Below are 19,150 nucleotides of genomic sequence, written 5' to 3'. Positions count from 1 at the left end.
AAGCACTGGCGAACCCATTTCGTCCGCAAGCTGGTGCAGTATGGATCAGATCCGATCACCTCCCCGCGAAGGGAACGCACGTCCATGCTGCTCGGCCGCGACCTACCGCACCGGATTCCGGTGGCTGCGGCACCGCTGCCGGGCCTGCCGGCGCTCGTGGCCGCTCTCCCGGCCCCCTCGACGGCAGCGCCCGCCGACGCGCCCCGGGAGCAGGTGCCTGCCTGGGCCGTATCCGGTCCGGTGCCGGTCACTCCGCCCTCTCCGGCGGATCTGTCCGTGTTGCGCGTGTAGGCCGTCCGCCCGGGCCCGCAGCAGTGTGCCCGCACCCTCGCGATCTCTTTCATGGCCCTTGCTCAGGAGCACCGCACCCATGCCTTCGTCGTCGTCCACCTCCTCGTCCCGCACGCCGATCGCGATAGGGGCGGGCGTCGCCGCGGCCGCGCTGCTGCTCGGCTACGCCTCGTACACCGCGACCAAGCCGGATACGCCGTTCTCCGGGCCTGCGTCCGTGGCCGAGGCTTCGGCGGACCCGCGGACCGGCGCGGATCCGAAGCTCGAGAAACTCGCCCGCCGCGACGCCCGTGACCCGCTCGCCGCCGGCCGCGCGGATGCACCGGTCGTGATGATCGAGTACGCGGACTTCCAGTGCGGCTACTGCGGCACGTTCGCCCGTGACACCGAGCCCGAACTGATGAAGAAGTACGTCGAGGACGGCACTCTGCGCATCGAATGGCGCAACTTCCCGATCTTCGGCGAGGAGTCGGAAGCGGCGGCGCGCGCGGCCTGGGCCGCCGGGCGGCAGGGGCGCTTCTGGCAGTTCCACGCCGCGGCGTTCGCGGACGGGGCGAAGGAGAAAGGCTTCGGCGAGGACCGGCTGACGGCTCTGGCGCGCGCCGCGGGCGTCAAGGACCTCGACCGCTTCGACCGTGAGAGGGACAGCGCCGCGGCACGGAAGGCGGTGACCGAGGACCAGGCCGAGGGTTATGAATTCGGCGCGGCCTCCACACCGACTTTCCTGGTCAACGGGCAGCCGATCGCCGGGGCGCAGCCGCTGGAGACGTTCACCGAGGCCGTCGAAGCGGCGAAGAAGGCGGCGAGCAAAGCGGCCGCGAAGGCTGAGCGGTGAGTGACATCGGCTATCTGGCGGCGTTCCTCGGCGGCCTGCTCGCCCTGATCAGCCCGTGCAGCGCTCTGCTGCTCCCGGCGTTCTTCGCGTACTCCATCGACTCGACGGGCCGACTCCTGGCCCGGACCGGGATCTTCTACGCGGGCCTGGCCACCACCCTGGTCCCGCTGGGGGCGGCCGGGTCGTTCGCCGGACGGCTGTTCTACGGTCACCGTGACCTGCTGGTCCCGGCCGGCGGCTGGCTGATCGTCGCACTCGGCGTGGCGCAGATCCTCCAGATGGGCTTCGCGTCGCGCCGGATCGCCGCGGTGTCCGGCCGGATCCGCCCGACCACTGCCCTGTCCGTGTACGCCCTGGGCCTGGTCTACGGCCTCGCGGGCTTCTGCGCGGGCCCGATCCTCGGCGGCGTGCTGACCGTGGCGGCGGTGAGCGGCAGCCCCGTCTACGGGGGTCTGCTGCTCGCCGTCTATGCCCTGGGCATGGCGGTGCCGCTGTTCGTGCTGGCCCTGCTGTGGGACCGCTTCGACCTGGGCAGCCGCGGCTGGCTGCGGGGGCGCGAGGTGCGACTGGGCCGGATCCGGGCGCATACGACGACGCTGGCGTCGGGCCTGTTCTTCGTCCTTCTCGGCACACTCTTCCTGGCCTTCGACGGCACGACGGCCCTGCCGGGCCTGCTCTCGGCCGACGACTCGTTCGCCGCGGAGCAATGGGCCGCGGCCGTCGGGCGCTCGGTCCCGGACTGGGCGCTGCTGGTTCTGGTGGTGGCACTGGGGGCAGTGGTGGCCGTCTTCCTGGGAGTACGGGGGCGCCGCGAGGCGCGACGGGAGCAGCCGTAGGGAACCAGGGCCGGGCCCGGTCCTTGCGACCGGGCCCCTGGGATGTCCGCCGGAAAACGGCGAAGGCCCCGATCCAGGGGATCGGGGCCTTCGGTGGTGGCTGGGGCCGGGGTCGAACCGGCGACCTATCGCTTTTCAGGCGATCGCTCGTACCAACTGAGCTACCCAGCCACGAAGCTCTGACGAGCTTCAGCGGTCCTGACGGGATTTGAACCCGCGGCCTCCACCTTGACAGGGTGGCGAGCACTCCAAACTGCTCCACAGGACCAAGCAATGTGCGAGACCAAGTCTCGCACACGGTAAAGCGTGCCCCCAACGGGATTCGAACCCGTGCTACCGCCTTGAAAGGGCGGCGTCCTGGGCCACTAGACGATGAGGGCTAAGGGCCCACCTGGGCGCTTTGCAGCGCGTCGGGGACGTGAGAAGCATATGGGATGCGGGGAGCTATCGCCAAAACGCTTTTGGAGGGCCGGGCGCCACCCCCCGGAAAGACGCTGTCGGCGAGGGGGTCGGCATGCTCGGCGAGGGCGAGGGTTCCTGCCGGTTCTCCTCCGCCACATGACGGCTGACCTCGGCCGTCGTCAGACCGAGACCGCCCAGCTTGATCTCGTCCCACGCCTGCAGCCGACGTGTCGAACGGTCCAGGTAGAGCACCGACGCGCGGATCTTCTCCGGTTGCTCGTTCTGGACCGCACGCAGACCGCCGCCGCCCGTCGAGCCCTCGATCTTGAGACGGGTGCCGTACTTCATCAGCTCCGTCCGGGTCTGGTGGATGTGACCTGCCAGAACGAGGGGGACCGTGCCGTCGGTCTTGCGGGCCGCGACCGGGTTGTGGGCGACCGCGATGTCCACGGGGGTGCCGGCGCTTCCCTGGTCGCGCAGGGCGGAGGCGAGGCGGATGCCCGTCATCCGCTCGGCCGGGTCGCCCGCGGCGACGACGGAGCGGTCCGGGGTGAACTGCGGGTCGCCGCTGCCGGCGATGCGCAGTCCCGCGACCGTGACGGCCTTGCCCTCGTCGAGGACATGCACGTTGTCGAGGTCTTCCAGATAGTCCTGGGTGGTGCGGGAGTCATGGTTGCCGCGGACCCAGACGTAGGGCGCGCCGAGCCCCGGGATCGGGTCGAGGAAGCCGTTCTCGGCGGAGGACCCGTGGTCCATGGTGTCGCCGGAGTCGATGATCACGTCGATGCGGTACTGCTTCACGAGCGAGCCGATGATGTGCCAGGCCGCCGGGTTGAGGTGGATGTCGGAGACGTGCAGCACCCGCAGAGTGCCGGGGTCCGGCTGATAGGTGGGCAGTGTCGAGGTCGCCTCGTACAGCTTGGTGACGTTGGTGACCAGGCGGGCCAACTCCTGCTGGTAGACATCGAATTCGGTGACGATGGAGCGGGCGTTTCCGACGACCGAGGGGGCGCCGGCGAGCAGGCCGGAGAACTTCGGTTCCAGTACGGACTTCGGGTTCCAGGTGACGTACGCGCTGATGCCGGACGCCGCGAGGAGGGTGAGCGCGAGCCCGCCGGCCGCCAGGGCGCGGCGCGGGCGGCGGTAGACGGCGAGGCCGAGGGCGGTCGCGCCGGAGACGACGGCCACGCAGGAGCGCCCGGCGAGTTCGGTGGTTCCTTCGCGTACGTCGTGGGTGACCTCGTCCTGGAGGCCTGACAGGAGCTCGGGGCGTTCGACGAACACCTGGGAGCGGACCGGGTCGAGCCGGTCGACGTCGACGTCGAGCCGGATGGGGGCGACGTGCGAGTCGAGTTCCAGGGCACCCAGCGGCGAGACGTTGATCTTCGTGCCGCCGGACAGGGACGGGCGCAGGGTCATCGTCGTGTCCATCGGCCCCACGGGGGTACGGACGTTGCCGACGACGAGCAGTCCGAGCCAGGCGCCGAGCAGGACGACCGCGACCAGTCCGAAGCCCCGCGCCCAGGGGTGCGGGGGATGCGCGAGGGGGGCGGCGGCGTCCGCGGCGCGGGCGGGCCGCAGACGGGTGAGCACGGCGCGGATCGGACGGAGCATGAGGGGCGTTTCCGGGGCTTCGCGTGCCATTGGTCCCGTATGCCCAGTCGGGCAGGCGGCCATGCCGGGGCGACCGGCCGCACGGCGTACGTGACAATGGCCACGTGCTGGAGATGACGCGCGAGGAGTTCGAGGAACTGGTCGCCGAGGCCCTCGACAGGATCCCGCCGGAGCTGACGCGGCTGATGGACAACGTCGCGGTGTTCGTGGAGGACGAGCCGGCCGTCGACGACCCCGAGCTGCTCGGGCTCTACGAAGGGACTCCGCTGACGGACCGCGGTGAGTGGTACGCGGGGGTGCTGCCGGACCGGATCACCATCTACCGGGGGCCGACGCTGCGGATGTGCGAGACCCGCGAGGACGTTGTCGCGGAGACCGAGATCACTGTCGTGCACGAGATCGCCCATCACTTCGGGATCGACGACGAGCGCCTGCACGCACTGGGTTACGGGTGAGTTCTGAGGCGGCCGGCGCTGCGGAGGCCGCGGATGCGGTCGATCCGGATGTCGATCTGCATGTGGCGGCGCAGCGCACGGAGACCGCCGGGGCGCACAAGTGGCCGGTGCTCGCAGCGATCTCGGCCGGCGGCGCGGCAGGAGCCTCGGCGCGGTACGGGGCCCAGCTGCTGTGGCCGGTGCCGGACGGCTCGTTCCCGTGGACGGTGCTCGGGGTCAACGTGCTGGGATGTGCGCTGATCGGCGTGCTCATGGTGCTGGTCACCGAGCGCGGCGGCAGGTGGGCCCACCCGCTGGTGCGGCCGTTCCTCGGGGTCGGTGTGCTCGGAGGGTTCACGACGTTCTCGACGTACGCCCTCGATTTCTCGACGCTCCTGGAGCACGGGCGGGCCGGCCTCGCGCTCGCCTACGCCGGAGGGACGGTCGGGGGAGCGCTGCTCGCCGTGTGGCTGGCGGCCGCGGGAACGAGGGCTGCGCTGAGGTGAGCTGGCTGCTGGTGATCGCGGGGGCCGCGATCGGCGCCCCACTGCGCTATCTGACGGACCGTGCGGTGCAGGCGCGCCACGCGTCGGTGTTCCCGTGGGGGACGTTCGTGGTCAATGTGTCGGGGAGTCTGGTGCTCGGGGTGCTGGCCGGCGCGTCGGTGTCGTCGGGGGTGTACGCGCTGTGGGGGACCGGGCTGTGCGGGGCGCTGACGACGTACTCCACGTTCTCGTACGAGACTCTGCGGCTGGCCGGGTCCGGACGGACGTTCCTGGCGGTGGCGAATGCGGGCGGCTCGCTGCTCGTCGGTTTCGGGGCGGTCATCGCCGGCGAAGTGTGGGGACGTGCCCTGAACGGGTGACCCGGCAGGTCAGGCGCCGGCGTCCGAGGCGGACCGTCCCGCCGCGCGGTGGGGGCGGGATTTCGGGCGTGTCCCTGGCGGGGTGCCGGGAGTTGGGCAGGGAGACTTGTGTCTTCTGCCTCGGAGGTACCCCCGTGCGCCAGTTGTCAGCATGTGGCCGATCGGCCGTCCGGACCGCCGCCGTGCTGGCCGTCCTGGCCTCGGCCGGCTGCATGAGCGTGAGCGACGAGGAGGGCAGGAAGCCTGCCCCGAGCACGTCGGCCGAGCGGCCGGGTGCCGGCGCGCAGCCGGACGGCCCGGGCGGGCTGCCGGGCGGACAGCAGGTCCGCGGGGGCATGAGGGACTCGGACGGGGACGGCAAGGACGACAAGAAGACCTCGCCCAGCCCGAGCGGGTCCGCGAGCGTCACGCCCAAGCCCTCGGCAGGCGGGCCGCGGCCGCAAGCCCCGGCGAAGCCGACGCAGACGCGGGACGGCAGCTCCCCGTCCGTACCGGAGCCGCCTGTTCCGCCGTCCGATGCGCCGCCCGAGCCCCCGGCGAGTCCCAGCCCACCGCCGGGCGACCCGACCGATCAGCCGTCCGCCTCGTCCGCGCCCGAGGTGCATGCCGGGGCGATGCGGGTGGTGCAGGTGCCGGGCATGCAGACGCAGCCGGTGGCATCGCCGCAGATGGGACCGGTGTAACGGGGCTCACTCCGATCGGGTTTGCCTTGACCCGGGGGGAGTGCGTATGGTGGTAGATCGTTTGATCCCATTGCCCGGCGCCGACACAGAAGAGCGCCGCGTGGCGCGTTACTCCCTAGCCGTGGCTGACCGCATTGAGGCGGTCGAATTGCGAATTCACGGAGTTTGGGCGCGTGCCGAGACTCCGGAAGGTTTCGCATTTCGCATGTCCAATTTCAGTACTGATCACGCCGTCATGCCCGAGAACGCGGAGATCGTCACCGAGACGGTCGAAGCCGTAGAGGCTGTCACCGACGCTGCTCCCGAGGTCACCTTCGCGGACCTCGGCCTCCCCGAGGGTGTCGTCCGCAAGCTCGCCCAGAACGGCGTGACCACGCCCTTCCCGATCCAGGCCGCGACCATTCCGGACGCCTTGGCCGGCAAGGACATCCTCGGCCGCGGCCGCACCGGCTCCGGCAAGACCCTCTCCTTCGGTCTGCCGACCCTGGCCACGCTGGCCGGCGGGCACACCGAGAAGAAGAAGCCCCGCGCGATCATCCTCACTCCGACGCGTGAGCTCGCGATGCAGGTCGCGGACGCGCTCCAGCCGTACGGCGACGTGCTCGGCCTGAAGATGAAGGTCGTCTGCGGCGGTACGTCCATGGGCAACCAGATCTACGCCCTGGAGCGTGGCGTCGACGTCCTCGTCGCCACCCCGGGCCGTCTGCGGGACATCATCAACCGCGGCGCCTGCTCCCTCGAGAACGTCCAGGTCGCCGTCCTCGACGAGGCCGACCAGATGTCCGACCTGGGCTTCCTGCCCGAGGTCACCGAGCTGCTCGACCAGATCCCCGGCGGCGGTCAGCGGATGCTCTTCTCCGCCACCATGGAGAACGAGATCAGCACGCTGGTCAAGCGCTACCTGACGAACCCCGTCACCCACGAGGTCGACAGCGCGCAGGGCAACGTCACGACCATGACGCACCACGTGCTCGTCGTGAAGCCGAAGGACAAGGCGCCGGTCACGGCCGCCATCGCCGCCCGCAAGGGCCGCACCATCATCTTCGTGCGCACCCAGCTGGGCGCCGACCGCATCGCGGAGCAGCTGCGTGACTCCGGCGTGAAGGCCGACGCGCTGCACGGCGGCATGACCCAGGGCGCCCGCACCCGCACGCTGGCCGACTTCAAGGACGGTTACGTCAACGCGCTCGTCGCGACCGACGTCGCCGCCCGCGGTATCCACGTCGACGGCATCGACCTGGTCCTGAACGTGGACCCGGCCGGTGACCACAAGGACTACCTGCACCGTTCGGGCCGTACGGCCCGAGCCGGCAAGTCCGGTGTCGTCGTCTCCCTCTCGCTGCCGCACCAGCGCCGCCAGATCTTCCGCCTCATGGAGGACGCGGGCGTCGACGCCTCGCGCCACATCGTCGGCGGCGCCGGCGCGTTCGAGCCGGAGGTCGCCGAGATCACCGGCGCCCGTTCGCTGACCGAGGTCCAGGCCGACTCCGCGAACAACGCGGCCAAGCAGGCCGAGCGCGAGGCCGCCCAGCTCACCAAGGAGCTGGAGCGGGCGCAGCGCCGCGCCGCCGAGCTGCGCGAGGAGGCCGACCGTCTGGTGGCCCGCGCCGCGCGCGAGCGGGGCGAGGACCCGGAGGCGGCGGTCGCCGAGGTGGCGGAGGCCGCTGTGGCCGAGGTCGCCGCGGAGGTCTCCGTGCCGGAGCAGCCCGCCGCCCGCGAGGTGCGCGAGTCTCGTGACGAGCGTCCTTCGTACGACCGCCGGGACGACCGTGGCAACTTCGAGCGCCGGGAGCGCCGGGACGGCGACCGCGGTGGCTTCAACCGTGACCGTGACCGTGGCTTCGAGCGCCGTGACAACGACCGTGGTGGGCGTTCCTTCGAGCGTCGTGACGACCGTGGTGGCCGTCCCTTCGAGCGTCGTGACGACCGTGGCGGGTTCCGCCGTGACGAGCGCCGTGACAACGACCGTGGCGGCTTCAACCGTGACGACCGTGGTGGGCGTTCCTTCGAGCGTCGTGACGACCGTGGTGGCCGTCCCTTCGAGCGTCGTGACGACCGTGGCGGGTTCCGCCGTGACGAGCGCCGTGACAACGACCGTGGCGGCTTCAACCGTGACGACCGTGGTGGGCGTCCCTTCGAGCGTCGTGACGACCGCCCGTCGTCCGGCTTCCGTCGTGACGACCGTCCGTCCGGCCACCGTGGCAGCGACCGTCCGTTCAACCGCGACCGCCGTGACGACCGCCCGTCGTCCGGCTTCCGCGCCGGTGGCGGCGACCGCCCGTACGGCCGCCGCGACGACCACCGCGGTGGCGCCGGTTCGAGCTCCGGCTCGTTCGGCCGCCGGGACGACAAGCCGCGCTGGAAGCGCAACGGCTGACCGGTTCGCCGGCAGTGGCTGACTGAGCGGCAGGGCCCGTACGACACCTCGGTGTTGTGCGGGCCCTGCCGCTTCTCACCTGCCGGGACGAACCGCGAAGGTGCCCACTTGGGAGGGCTTCGGGCCCAGGGACATGACGGGGAAGGGATACCCGATCGGCTCCGGGGATCTCTCCGGCTATGCTCAGGGGTGTTGTGTCGAGGGCCGTTAGCTCAATTGGCAGAGCAGCGGACTTTTAATCCGTTGGTTGTGGGTTCGAGTCCCACACGGCCTACCGCTCAGCCCCAGGTCAGATCCGTTCCGGCCTGGGGCTGACCTTGTTCTCGGGGCCGATCCGGCCGATTGCTCGGCCGGTCACGGTGTCGTTCGAGGACAACGAACGGGACATCCCTTCCCGGAACGGGGAACACCTGTGCGGCACCATGACCGCATGAAGTCTCTCGCGCGCCTGCCGCGCCTCCTGTTGCCCGTGACGGCCGTGGCACCCCTTGCCCTTGCCCTGGTCGCCTGCGGAACGGAAACCGCCGGAACGGAAGCCGCCGGGACGGGAACCGCCGCATCGGGAACCTCTGGTAGCGGATCCGCCGGCTCTGGAGCGGACCGGTCCGAGCTGGAGGCACGTGCGCGTGCCGCCCAAGTGGCGATCGAGAACGTCTACGTCACCGAGGTGTCGGGCTATGAGGTGGCCAAGCAGTCCGTGGGCGTCCTCGGCGCCGACGGGTTCTCGGCGACGTATGTGGAGCAGGGCACGGGTGTGCAGATACGCCTGGGTGTCGATCGGGGCTCCATGGACGCGGCAAGCTGCCCGAAGGCCCCGCTCGGTGTCGGCAGCGCTGCGACCGGCGGCGCCGTCGAGTGCGTGGAGGACGGCAAGAGGTGGTACCGCAGGAGCGGCTCGGAACACGAGTACGTGACCGAGGTGGACGGGCGGCTGGTGCGGGTCAACGCCGACACCGGGAGCGTGGATCGTGCCACCCTGCGCAAGGCGGCCGAGGCCGCGCACGCCGCCGACGACGCGGAACTCGACGCCGTACTTCCTCCCGGGCAGGGCGACGACGGGCAGCCGGTCGAGCGCGGCGATCTGCCGCCGGTCGGTGACGGGGCGCCGAACAACGAGGTGGGAACGAGCGGTTGAGCACCGGGGCCGGCCCCCGGCCCCGAGACGGGCATGGGGCCGCCGGCGGCCTGACCCGTCGGCCCTGTCCTGATCCCCCGGGAGCGGGCGACGGCGGACGGACGGCGGACGGTGAACGGAGCGGAATGAGGCGGCGGACCCGATGCCGTGTCGATGCGGCGGCGCGGGCGGCGGTGGCCGCTTGTGCGGCTGCCGCCCTTGCCGGCTGCGTCGGCACGAGAGACGAAGCGGAGAGCGAACCCGGTCCCGCGGCGGTCGAGATCACCGCGGTGCGCGGCGACGAGACGTACCCCCTGACCGCCAAGATCACCGAGTGGGAGGTGCGACCGCACCCGCAGGTTCCCGAGGGCGGAGACGCGGTGCACTTCGCCTACCGCACGACCAAGGCGCGGCCCCTGCCGGTCACTTCGGTGGAACTCGCGGTCTGCGCGGTGGACTCGGCGGACGTCGTGCTGCTGTGCAGCACCATCGCCGTGGACGACAGGCCCGGCGACTCGCGGCTGGAGGACGGCGACTCCTGGATCGGCCCCGTCACCGATCCGGACCTGTCCGACACGGCCCGCGTCCTCCTCCTGCCCGACCAGCTCCGCCCTGGCCTCCATGCAGGCGACCCCAAGGACGACGACGGCTATGACCCACCCCTCCTCCCGGGGCCCGGCGACCGGCTGCACACCCGCTGAAGGCCGCCCGGCCCCTCGGCCTGACGATCCCCACCATGATCTTCCGAGGTGCTACCACGGACGCGACGGCGGAGCCCTGCATCAGGCCACCCCCTAATGCGCATGCTGAATGCCAATTTGATAGCTTCATGGTGTGCGACTGACCAAGTTCACCGATCTGGGCCTCCGCGCCGTGATGCGTCTCGCCGTTGCCGAGCACGGCGGGTCGCTGACCACCCGCGAGGTGGCGGAGGCCATGAACGTGCCCTACGCGCACATGGCCAAGGCCATCGCCCGGCTGCAGCACCTCGGGGTCGTCGAGGCGCGGCGGGGGCGCGGCGGTGGGCTTGCGCTGACCGGACCGGGGCGTGAGACCTCGGTCGGCCGGCTGGTCCGGGAGCTCGAGGGGGAGGGGGAGGTTGTCACCTGCGAGGGTGACACGCCCTGCCCGCTGCGCGGGGCGTGCCGGCTGCGGCGGGCGCTGCGCGACGCGCAGGAGGCCTTCTACGCCACCCTCGATCCACTGACCGTGGCCGACCTGGTGGCCTCGCCGACCGGGCCGGTGCTGGTGGGTCTGACCGGGCGCCGCATCGAGTGAAATCCGTCCTCGTTCCGGGGTCGGCCGCGGCCAAAAATACGAAGATTAAATACCAATTAGGAGTCGCTGTGCTCTCCGAGCAGTCCGTGCCGATCGTCCGCGCCACCCTGCCTGCCGTCGGTGCCGCCATCGGCGACATCGCCGAGCTCTTCTACCGGAAGCTCTTCGAGGACCGGCCCGAGCTGCTGCGGGACCTGTTCAACCGCGGCAACCAGGCCAACGGGGAGCAGCGGCAGGCCCTGGCCGGTTCCGTCGCCGCCTTCGCCGGCATGCTGCTGGAGCACCCCGGTGAACGGCCGGACGCGATGCTCGCCCGCATCGCCAACAAGCACGCCTCGCTCGGTGTCACCTCCGACCAGTACAAGCTGGTCCACCAGCATCTCTTCGCCGCGATCGCCGACGTGCTCGGTGACGCCGTCACCCCCGGGGTCGCCGCCGCCTGGGACGAGGTCTACTGGCTGATGGCCAATGCGCTGATCGCCGCCGAAGCCCGCCTCTACCAGGAGGCCGGGACCGCCGAAGGCGACGTCTGGCGGCAGATGGAGATCGTCGAACGGCACGAGGAGACCCCCGAAGTGGTCTCCTTCCGTCTGCGGCGCACCGACGGACACCCCGTCGCGCCCTTCCGGCCGGGGCAGTACGTCAGCGTCCAGGTGCAACTCCCCGACGGCGCACGGCAGATCCGCCAGTACAGCCTCTCCGCGGCGCCCGGTTGCCCGCAGTGGCGCATCACCGTCAAGCGCGTGCGGGGTGCGCGCGGTCCCGAGGGCGAGGTTTCGTCGTGGCTCCACGAACACGCAAGGGTGGGCGATGAGTTGACCGTGTCCGTCCCGTTCGGCGACCTCGTGCTGCGCGAGGGCGACGGTCCGCTGCTGCTGGTCTCCGCCGGCATCGGCAGCACACCGATGCTGTCCGTGCTCGATCACCTGACCGCCGTCGGATCGACGCGCTCTGTGGTCGTGGTCCATGCCGACCGGAGCCCCGCCGAGCACGCGCACCGTGACGAGTTGTGCCGGCTCGTCGAGGCGCACCCGAACGCGAAGCTGCACCTTTGGTACGAGGAGGCCGGTGATCCGGCCGGTGAGGCCGCGACCGGGCAGGCGGACGTCGGAGTGCTGGATCTGCCCGAGGGGCTGACCGCCTACCTGTGCGGCCCGCTGCCGTTCATGCGCGCGGTGCGCCGCGATCTGCTGCTGCGGGGTGTACCCGCGCGGGCGATCCACTACGAGGTCTTCGGTCCCGACCTGTGGCTCGGTCAGCAGAAGGAGAAGGCGCAGACCTGAACCCGGACACGACAGTCCCCGGCGGTCCTCATCGGTTCCGCGAGTCTCAGTCGTCGCTGAGGACTCTTGTCGCCGACAGGATCTGCCGGGGGCCTGGCCAGAGCCGAGACTAGGGTCACGCAGGCTTCTGGACGTCTCCAGGAGGCGGGTGCGGCTCCATCCGGTTGTCCGGTGTATGCAGAATTTTCCTCCTTATTTCTCCCTAGTCAAGAACTATGTTCGGTTTGGTTCTATTGGGATCCCGTGCTCCTGCAGCGGCCGGCTCACCGGTCCTCGGCAGCCGCGGATGAGGCTTCCGCCCGGGCGGAAGCCTCAAAGAACTGACGGACGAGGGCAGGGGCGATGTGACAGGAAAAACGGGGAATATGGCCGTCGGCCGGAAAATTGGTCGGGACCGTGCTCCGGATGGCGTAAGGTTGTGTTCACCGACGCGGGGTGGAGCAGCTCGGTAGCTCGCTGGGCTCATAACCCAGAGGTCGCAGGTTCAAATCCTGTCCCCGCTACTAGCAGGCAGTGGCCCGGTTCCCGATCGAAAAGATCGGGAACCGGGCCTTTGTCGTGTGCCGGAGAGCCGGCCCCTTCGCCCGGTCGGAGGACGGCGGGTCGCTGTTCGGCCCGGCAGCCGGGAGCCTTGAGGGGGCGCGGTACCGTCCGCGCCCGGAGGAGGACCGGGCAGGAGAACGGCATTGGGGCGAGAGCAGGGCAGGATCTGGAGCGCTCAGAGCCTCGTCCGAGTGCTGCCCCCGCTGATGATCGTCGGTGGGGTGGTCTTCGATCTGCTGACTCCGCCCCAGTTCACCGCGGTCCCGATGTTCGCGGCGGCTCCGCTGATCGCCGCACCGCTCTTCAGCTGGTTCATGACATTGCTGACCGGGATCGCGGCGGTCATGGGTGTGACCGGCCTGCACTTCTACAACCAGTCCATCGGGGAGATCACGTCGTACACCGAGGTGAGCACCGTGGTCACCGTCTCGGCGCTCGCCCTGCTGATCAACACGGTCGTCCGGCGCAGTGGCGAGCGGCTCGCCTCCGCGCGGGGGATCGCGGAGGCGGCGCAGCGGGCCGTGCTGCCGGAACCGGCGGGGCGGATCGGCGGACTGCAGGTGGCTGCTCGGTACGAGGCCGCCCAGGCGGACGCGTTCATCGGCGGCGATCTGTTCGCCGTGCAGGAGACGCCGCACGGTGTGCGGCTGATCGTCGGGGACGTACGCGGCAAGGGGATGGGCGCGGTGGCGGTCGTGGCCGTCATCGTCGGGGCCTTCGGCGAGGCGGCCGAGCAGGAGGGCTCGCTGGAGGGCGTGGCCCTGCGGCTGGAGCGGGCACTGGCACGCGAGACCCCCCTGCGGGAGGGCCTGGACGCCGTCGAGAGCTTCACCACAGCCGTACTGGGTGAGATCCCGCGCGAGGGCGGCCTGGTGCGGCTGGTGAACCGCGGCCATCCGGATCCGCTGGTGCTGCACGGCGACGGGAAGGTGGACAGCCTGGTGCCGTCCGAGGCGTCGCTTCCCCTGGGAATGGGGGACTTGGGGAGGTGGCCGGACCGGGCGGAGGAGTATCGGGTGCCCGCCGGGTCCACGCTGCTGTTCTACACCGACGGGCTGTCCGAGGCGCGCGATGCCGACGGGGTGTTCTACGACCCCCGGGCGCGGCTGCGCGGCCGGCTGTTCGCCGGGCCCGAGGAACTGCTCGACGCGGTGGTCGCCGACGTACGACGGCACACCGGCGGTGGGGCGAACGACGACATGGCGCTGCTGGCGGTCGCCCGGCCCGCGGAGAGACGGCCGGAGCCGGGCGCGAGGGTGCCCGTGACGGCCGCAGAGGAGGAGTAGCGACCCCGGCGCCACGCTGTGTGATCGAAGGACACCACTCCGCATAACATTTGACGAACCGTCAGAACAGGGAGTGTCCTGAGTGGCGATCAAGTCGCCCGATTCCGGACGGTTGTGTCCAGATAAGTCCTGGCCAAAGCCGTTAATGATCAGTCGGAACAGCTTGGAATCCGGCCCCCGTGTCTATTAACGTTCGATAACGCAGCGCGGTCGTCACAACCGTCGCAAGAGACGGCACCGTGCGCACGCGCCGAATCCCGCAAGGGAACCGGGGAACCACCAATTGGGGTGAATCGGGCGTCTTTTGCCGTGCTGTACGCGGCCGAAGTGCCTGTAGGAGACCTTCCTGCTCCGAACCCGTCAGCTAACCCGGTAGGCGAGAAGGAAGGAAAGGAGTGCGCCTTCGTGGCGTCCAACATGCCTGCCCCCGAGGCCCCCTTCGTAACGAGTCCCTTCGGTGACGATGCCGGGGAGCGGGAGTGGGAGGAATGGAACCCCACCGCGGACTCCGTCCGTCCGGTGCGCGGCCGGCACCGGGTCGTCAAGCAGCGCGGCGGTCTCGCCCGTAGCTCCACGGTGCTCGGCGTCGGTGTGATCGCCGCAGTCGGCGCGGGTGGCATGGCCACCGCGCAGGACAAGCCGGCGGTCTCGATATCGCTTCCCGACGCGATCACGGACAAACTCCCCGACGCCAAGTCCCTGCCGGGCGTCGGCTCCCTCATGTCCGACGACTCGGACTCGGGGAACGACAACACCACGACGCTCGGCGGCGTGACGACCGCCGTCGCCGACGGCGACGCGGCGGGCTCCCAGCGGACGGCCGACGCGGGCGAGGCGCTGCGCGCCCGGATCCTGCAGCAGGCCGAGCAGCAGCAGGCCGAGGTGGACGCCGAGGCGAAGGCCGCAGCCGAGAAGGCCGCCGCCGAGCAGGCGGCTGCCCTGGCCGAGAAGCAGCAGACCGCGGCAGAGGCCAAGGCCGCGGAGGAGAAGCGCAAGGCCGAGGAGGCCGCCGCGGCCAAGGCGGAGGCCGAGCGCCTCGCCAAGCTCGCCGCGAGCTACTCGCTGCCCACCTCCTCGTACACGATCACCTCCACCTACGGCGAGTCCGGCTCCATGTGGTCCTCCGGCCAGCACACCGGCCTGGACTTCGCGGCCCCGACGGGCACGCCGGTCAAGGCGGTGCACGGCGGCACCGTCACATCGGCCGGCTGGTCCGGTTCGTACGGCTACCGCATCGTCCTCGAGCTCGAGGACGGCACCGAGGTCTGGTACGCCCACCTCTCCTCGATGACCGCCACCGCGGGCCAGAAGGTGACCACCGGCGAGACGATCGGCCGCGTCGGCGCGACCGGCAATGTCACCGGGCCTCACCTGCACCTCGAGGTGCACACCGCGGGCGGCTCGGGTCTCGACCCGATGGCGTGGCTGCGGGACAAGGGCCTCACCGTCTGACGGTCCCCACACCGGCCGATTCACCGCTTTTCCGTCCGGATCGCCCGCCCCCTCACCCCCGTGGTGAGTACGGGGCCGGGCGGCTTCCGGCTGCCCGCGCACCGGTGGCGGGCACCGCGTACCCCGGCGGTCGCGGTGTCCCCCGACCTCCGGGCTGCCGGTCCCGCCCTTCGTCAGATCCGGTAGGGGTTGGGCCCGCCGTAGTTGCGGTACGGAGGTGGCACCCGCACCCGTCCGGTGGCCTGCGCCGCATAGCTGAGCGAGGGACCGGCCACCTCCCTGCGCTGCCACAGATGGTGGAGCAGCTCCTGCTCGCGCTCCGCGAAGTCCGGGCCCATCGCGCCGCGGTGGGCCCGGTGGCGCAGAAACGCGAGCGAGGTCGCGAACGCCTCGTACTCCGAGACAGCATGCCCCGCGGCCGGGCCGTAGGTCCGCCGGGCGAAGTCGCGGGCCATCGTGCGCGCCCGCATGGACGACAGTGCGGGCGGCTCGGCGGGCAGCAGCCAGCCGGCCGCGGCGTACGCGGGCAACTGCAGGGATATCGTGCGCAGCTCGCGCTGCCTGGTCCATATCGTCAGCCAGGTCAGCAGCCCGAACGCGGGCACCATGAACGCCCCGTACACCGCGTAGAAGCCCCACGGGCCGAACAGCGAGACGGAGCCGTTCCACAGGGCGTGCACGCCCATCGCGAGGACGAGACCCAGCAGCGGCAGCGCGATGCGGCGGATCCGGCGGCGCCGGGCGGCGAGCGCGGCCATCCCGAAGCCGATGCCGGTCAGCACCGTGAAGAGGGGGTGCGCGAACGGCGACAGCACGATGCGTACGAAGAAGGTCGCGGCGGTCACGGACGCCAGTCCCGAGGTGCCGATCTCCTGGTCCTCGCCGAAGGCGTTCCCGAGATAGAGGATGTTCTCGGTGAAGGCGAAACCGGTCGCGGTGAAGCCGGCCACCACCACGCCGTCGACGATCCCTGTGAAGTCACGGCGGCGGAAGAGGAAGATCAGCAGGATCGCGGCGGCTTTGGCGCTCTCCTCGACGACCGGCGCGATCACGGTCGCGCCGAGCGTGTCCGCCGATGCCGGATCGGCGGTGGCCGTGGCGATCCAGCGGGTCGCGAAGGTGTTGGCGATGATCGCGATCAGCGCGGCGGCGCAGGCGCCCCACGAGAACGCGAAGAGGAGATTGCGCCAGGGGCCCGGTTCGACCCGGTCCAGCCAGCGGAAGGCCGTCATGAGCAGCGGGACGGGCAGGGTGGCGAGTCCGAGCCCGACCAGGAACCCGTGGGTGCCGGTCTGTTCCCGTACCAGCGCGAGGATCACCAGTCCGCACAGGGCCAGCAGCGTGATCAGCACACCCGCGCGGACCGCCTTGCTCCGCCACACGCGGGCCGCGCGCGGCCGGTAGCGCGGACGCCCGCGCTGCGGCACGGCGGTGAGCAGATGGTCCATCTGCCGCTGTTCGCAGGCGGGCACTGCCGGATGCGACGGCCCCGTCGGGGTGTTCGGCGGCGGCGGCGCGTGCTGCGCGGACGGCTGGGACATCCGTCGACCCTAACGAGGGCCACCGACACCTGGCGATGGTGTTTGCCACAGGCCGTGGCAGCAGAGGGTCAACCGGTGGGCAGTACGCGGCGGAACAGCAGGTCGTGGACCTTGTGCCCCTTGTCGAGCCCCTGTCCCTCGAAGCGGGTCAGCGGGCGGAAGGCCGGCCGCGGGGCGTAGCCGCCGTCCTCCTGGGTGTTCTCGAACTCCGGGTGCGCCGAGAGGACCTCGAGCATCTGTTCCGCGTACGGCTCCCAGTCGGTCGCGCAGTGCAGCAGCGCGCCGGGCCTGAGTCGCTGGGCGGCGAGGGTGAGGAACTCGGGCTGGATCAGCCGGCGCTTGTGGTGCCGCTTCTTGGGCCAGGGATCCGGGAAGTAGACCCGCAGGCCGTCGAGCGAGCGGGGCGGGAGCATCTCGCGCAGGAGGATGATCGCGTCACCGTTGGCCACCCGGATGTTGGACAGCCCGTTCCGCTCCGCGAGACCGAGGAGGTTGCCCTGGCCCGGGGTGTGGACGTCGGCGGCGAGAATCCCGGTCTCCGGGTCGTCGGCGGCCATCTGCGCGGTGGCTTCGCCCATCCCGAACCCGATCTCCAGGACGACGGGCAGCCCGCCGAACATCTCCTCGAGATCGAGCACACCGTGCCCGTCGATGTCGAGGCCCCACACCGGCCACAGCCGCTGCAGCGCATCGCCCTGTCCCGTGGTCACCCGGCTCCGCCGCGGCTGGAAGCTGCGGATACGGCGCTCGTGGTGCGAACCGGCGGGATCGGCTGCGGGCCCGCCGGGGAAACGGGGCTCGCCCTTGGCACGTATGAAGGGCGGCCGGTGGGCGTCGGGGGTGGGGTTTCGAAGCTCAGACACAGTGCCGTCGATTCTACGAGCCCTCCGGTACGGCTCGGGTCCGTGCGTCCGGGGCAGAGGCGCTGGGGCTGGGGCCTGCCCGGCTCGCCCGCCCGGATCCTGCCCTGTCGCCCCGCCTCTGTCGCCCCGCCTCTACCGTGCCGCCCGGGCCGGACGGTCCGCCGCCAGCGCGGTCAGGGCCCGGCGGGCCACCTCGCGGCCGATCGGCAGGGAAGCCGTCGCCGCAGGCGACGGCGCGTTCAGCACATGGACCGTGCGTGGTGCCTCGCGGATCAGGAAGTCGTCCGCCAGCGTCCCGTCCCGCAGCACTGCCTGGGCCCGCACCCCCGACGGGGCCGGCCGCAGATCGGACTCCGTCACAGGGGGCAGCAGCCGGCGCACCGCCTCGGTGAAGGCCCGCTTGGACAAGGAGCGGTGCAGCTCGCCCGCGCCGTAGCGCCAGTGGCGGCGCGCGATGCGCCACGAGCCGGGCCAGACGAGCGTGCCGGCGAGATCCCGGGGACGCAGCTGCGCCCAGCTGTAGCCCTCGCGGGCCAGCGCCGGGACCGCGTTCGGGCCGACATGGACGCCGCCGTCGATGCCACGGGTCAGATGCACGCCGAGGAAGGGGAAGGCCGGGTCCGGCACCGGGTAGACCAGGCCGCGTACGAGATCCGGGCGGGCCAGCTCGTAGTACTCGCCCCGGAAGGGGACGATCCGCATCCCTGGGTCGTCGCCCGCCAGCCGAGCCACCCGGTCGCAGTGCAGCCCCGCGCAGTTGACCAGCACCCGCGCCCGCACCACCGCCCCGGACGCGGTGCGCACGGCGACGCCCCAGGGGCGCCGGTCGACAGCGGTGACCTCTTGGCCGTACCGCACATCCGCGCCCGAGGCGGTCGCGAGTTGCGCCGCCACTGCGCCGAAGTCGCACACCCCGGTCGTACCGACATGGATGGCGGCAAGGCCCCGCACATGGGGCTCGTACTCGCTGATCTGGGCCGGGCCCAGCTCGCGCACCGGAATGCCGTTCTCACGGCCGCGCTGGACCAGGGCGTGCAGCCGCGGCAGCTCGTCGCGGCCGGTGGCGACGATCAGCTTCCCGGTGACCTCGTGGTCGATGCCGTACTCCGCGCAGAACTTCACCATCTCGGCCGCACCGCGCACCGCGAACCGTGCCTTCAGCGAGCCGGGGCGGTAGTAGATCCCGCTGTGGATCACTCCGCTGTTCCGCCCGGTCTGGTGCCGTGCCGGGCCCCACTCCTTCTCCAGCACCGTCACCGTGGTTCCGGGAGCCGCGCGCGTGAGGGCGTACGCCACCGACAGACCGACGATCCCGCCGCCGATCACCAGCACGTCACAGTCGTATGCCGTCGTCACCGCACACCTCCCACCCCGATAGTGCACTGGCCCACCGACAATGCGCTTAAACCAGGCCCGTGCCGTTGCCGGGCCGGGGGAGCGAAGTGCCGTGCGG

17 protein-coding genes, 5 tRNA genes and 1 riboswitch are annotated in these 19,150 nt (G+C 71.2%); of the genes, 15 read left to right on the top strand and 7 right to left on the bottom strand.

All coding sequences use genetic code 11. The annotated features are described in order from the left end of the window. Positions 1 to 370: 370 nt before the first annotated feature. Both ABZ208_RS06010 and ABZ208_RS06005 read left to right on the top strand, forming a co-directional pair. Positions 371 to 1,126 carry a DsbA family protein gene (locus ABZ208_RS06010; RefSeq protein ID WP_356908360.1) on the top strand — a complete coding sequence of 252 codons (756 nt, stop codon included), beginning with the start codon at positions 371 to 373 and terminating at the stop codon, positions 1,124 to 1,126. Continuing rightward, entirely contained in the window at positions 1,123 to 1,962 is an 840-nt protein-coding gene (locus ABZ208_RS06005) for a cytochrome c biogenesis CcdA family protein (protein ID WP_356908359.1), read from the top strand. Before ABZ208_RS06010 ends, ABZ208_RS06005 begins: the two co-directional genes overlap by 4 nt. A gap of 94 nt (positions 1,963 to 2,056) precedes the next feature. Here ABZ208_RS06005 and ABZ208_RS06000 read toward each other — a convergent pair. From ABZ208_RS06000 to ABZ208_RS05985, 4 genes are all read right to left on the bottom strand, one after another. After that, positions 2,057 to 2,133, bottom strand: a tRNA-Phe gene (locus ABZ208_RS06000). Positions 2,134 to 2,155: 22 nt separating this feature from the next. Further along, positions 2,156 to 2,230, bottom strand: a tRNA-Asp gene (locus ABZ208_RS05995). Positions 2,231 to 2,269: 39 nt separating this feature from the next. Continuing rightward, positions 2,270 to 2,342 (bottom strand) — tRNA-Glu (locus tag ABZ208_RS05990). A gap of 64 nt (positions 2,343 to 2,406) precedes the next feature. Continuing rightward, positions 2,407 to 3,978, bottom strand: a complete 1,572-nt coding sequence (locus tag ABZ208_RS05985) for a metallophosphoesterase (RefSeq protein ID WP_356908358.1) — start codon at positions 3,976 to 3,978, stop codon at positions 2,407 to 2,409. Positions 3,979 to 4,082: 104 nt separating this feature from the next. On the opposite strand from ABZ208_RS05985, the gene ABZ208_RS05980 reads away from it, so the two are divergent. The 13 genes from ABZ208_RS05980 (at position 4,083) to ABZ208_RS05920 (ending at position 15,293) form a co-directional block, all read left to right on the top strand. Then, entirely contained in the window at positions 4,083 to 4,433 is a 351-nt protein-coding gene (locus ABZ208_RS05980) for a metallopeptidase family protein (protein WP_328399034.1), read from the top strand. Next, positions 4,430 to 4,918, top strand: a complete 489-nt coding sequence (locus tag ABZ208_RS05975; RefSeq protein WP_356908357.1) for a CrcB family protein — start codon at positions 4,430 to 4,432, stop codon at positions 4,916 to 4,918. The genes ABZ208_RS05980 and ABZ208_RS05975 overlap by 4 nt, the downstream gene beginning before the upstream one ends. Further along, the gene (locus ABZ208_RS05970; RefSeq protein WP_356908356.1) at positions 4,915 to 5,277 is read left to right on the top strand and encodes a CrcB family protein; all 363 of its coding nucleotides are present in this window, start codon (positions 4,915 to 4,917) and stop codon (positions 5,275 to 5,277) included. The genes ABZ208_RS05975 and ABZ208_RS05970 overlap by 4 nt, the downstream gene beginning before the upstream one ends. A 134-nt stretch (positions 5,278 to 5,411) precedes the next feature. Further along, positions 5,412 to 5,960, top strand: a complete 549-nt coding sequence (locus ABZ208_RS05965) for a hypothetical protein (protein WP_356908355.1) — start codon at positions 5,412 to 5,414, stop codon at positions 5,958 to 5,960. Between the two features lie 205 nt (positions 5,961 to 6,165). Next, a complete protein-coding gene (locus tag ABZ208_RS05960) occupies positions 6,166 to 8,337 on the top strand; it encodes a DEAD/DEAH box helicase (protein WP_356908354.1) in 2,172 nt (723 codons plus the stop codon). A gap of 201 nt (positions 8,338 to 8,538) precedes the next feature. Continuing rightward, positions 8,539 to 8,611, top strand: a tRNA-Lys gene (locus tag ABZ208_RS05955). Positions 8,612 to 8,767: 156 nt separating this feature from the next. Continuing rightward, positions 8,768 to 9,472 (top strand): hypothetical protein, encoded by a 705-nt coding sequence (locus ABZ208_RS05950; RefSeq protein WP_356908353.1) that lies wholly within the window; start codon positions 8,768 to 8,770, stop codon positions 9,470 to 9,472. 125 nt (positions 9,473 to 9,597) lie between these two features. Continuing rightward, positions 9,598 to 10,152: a hypothetical protein gene (locus tag ABZ208_RS05945; protein WP_356908352.1), complete on the top strand. Its 555-nt coding sequence runs from the start codon at positions 9,598 to 9,600 to the stop codon at positions 10,150 to 10,152. A 133-nt stretch (positions 10,153 to 10,285) separates the two neighbouring features. Next, positions 10,286 to 10,729 carry an Rrf2 family transcriptional regulator gene (locus ABZ208_RS05940; protein WP_356908351.1) on the top strand — a complete coding sequence of 148 codons (444 nt, stop codon included), beginning with the start codon at positions 10,286 to 10,288 and terminating at the stop codon, positions 10,727 to 10,729. 68 nt (positions 10,730 to 10,797) lie between these two features. Continuing rightward, positions 10,798 to 12,012: a globin domain-containing protein gene (locus ABZ208_RS05935; protein ID WP_356908350.1), complete on the top strand. Its 1,215-nt coding sequence runs from the start codon at positions 10,798 to 10,800 to the stop codon at positions 12,010 to 12,012. A gap of 429 nt (positions 12,013 to 12,441) precedes the next feature. Continuing rightward, positions 12,442 to 12,515, top strand: a tRNA-Met gene (locus tag ABZ208_RS05930). A 183-nt stretch (positions 12,516 to 12,698) separates the two neighbouring features. Further along, complete coding sequence (locus tag ABZ208_RS05925; RefSeq protein WP_356908349.1) at positions 12,699 to 13,841, top strand: PP2C family protein-serine/threonine phosphatase; 1,143 nt, start codon at positions 12,699 to 12,701, stop codon at positions 13,839 to 13,841. Positions 13,842 to 14,079: 238 nt separating this feature from the next. Beyond that, a riboswitch (cyclic di-AMP (ydaO/yuaA leader) is annotated at positions 14,080 to 14,235 on the top strand. An 11-nt stretch (positions 14,236 to 14,246) separates the two neighbouring features. Beyond that, positions 14,247 to 15,293 carry a M23 family metallopeptidase gene (locus ABZ208_RS05920; protein WP_356908348.1) on the top strand — a complete coding sequence of 349 codons (1,047 nt, stop codon included), beginning with the start codon at positions 14,247 to 14,249 and terminating at the stop codon, positions 15,291 to 15,293. Positions 15,294 to 15,466: 173 nt separating this feature from the next. On the opposite strand, the gene ABZ208_RS05915 is transcribed toward ABZ208_RS05920, so the two are convergent. The 3 genes from ABZ208_RS05915 to lhgO form a co-directional block, all read right to left on the bottom strand. Next, complete coding sequence (locus ABZ208_RS05915; protein WP_356908504.1) at positions 15,467 to 16,741, bottom strand: PrsW family intramembrane metalloprotease; 1,275 nt, start codon at positions 16,739 to 16,741, stop codon at positions 15,467 to 15,469. A gap of 161 nt (positions 16,742 to 16,902) precedes the next feature. Then, the gene (trmB, locus tag ABZ208_RS05910; RefSeq protein WP_356908503.1) at positions 16,903 to 17,649 is read right to left on the bottom strand and encodes a tRNA (guanosine(46)-N7)-methyltransferase TrmB; all 747 of its coding nucleotides are present in this window, start codon (positions 17,647 to 17,649) and stop codon (positions 16,903 to 16,905) included. Positions 17,650 to 17,829: 180 nt separating this feature from the next. Beyond that, positions 17,830 to 19,053, bottom strand: a complete 1,224-nt coding sequence (gene lhgO, locus ABZ208_RS05905) for an L-2-hydroxyglutarate oxidase (protein WP_356908347.1) — start codon at positions 19,051 to 19,053, stop codon at positions 17,830 to 17,832. Positions 19,054 to 19,150: the final 97 nt, after the last annotated feature.

Origin of the sequence: Streptomyces sp. NPDC006208 (genome assembly GCF_040613775.1) — a bacterium.
Classification (GTDB): Bacteria; Actinomycetota; Actinomycetes; order Streptomycetales; family Streptomycetaceae; genus Streptomyces.
Note: the sequence above shows the minus strand (reverse complement) of the source record. Positions and strands in the feature narration are given on the sequence as shown.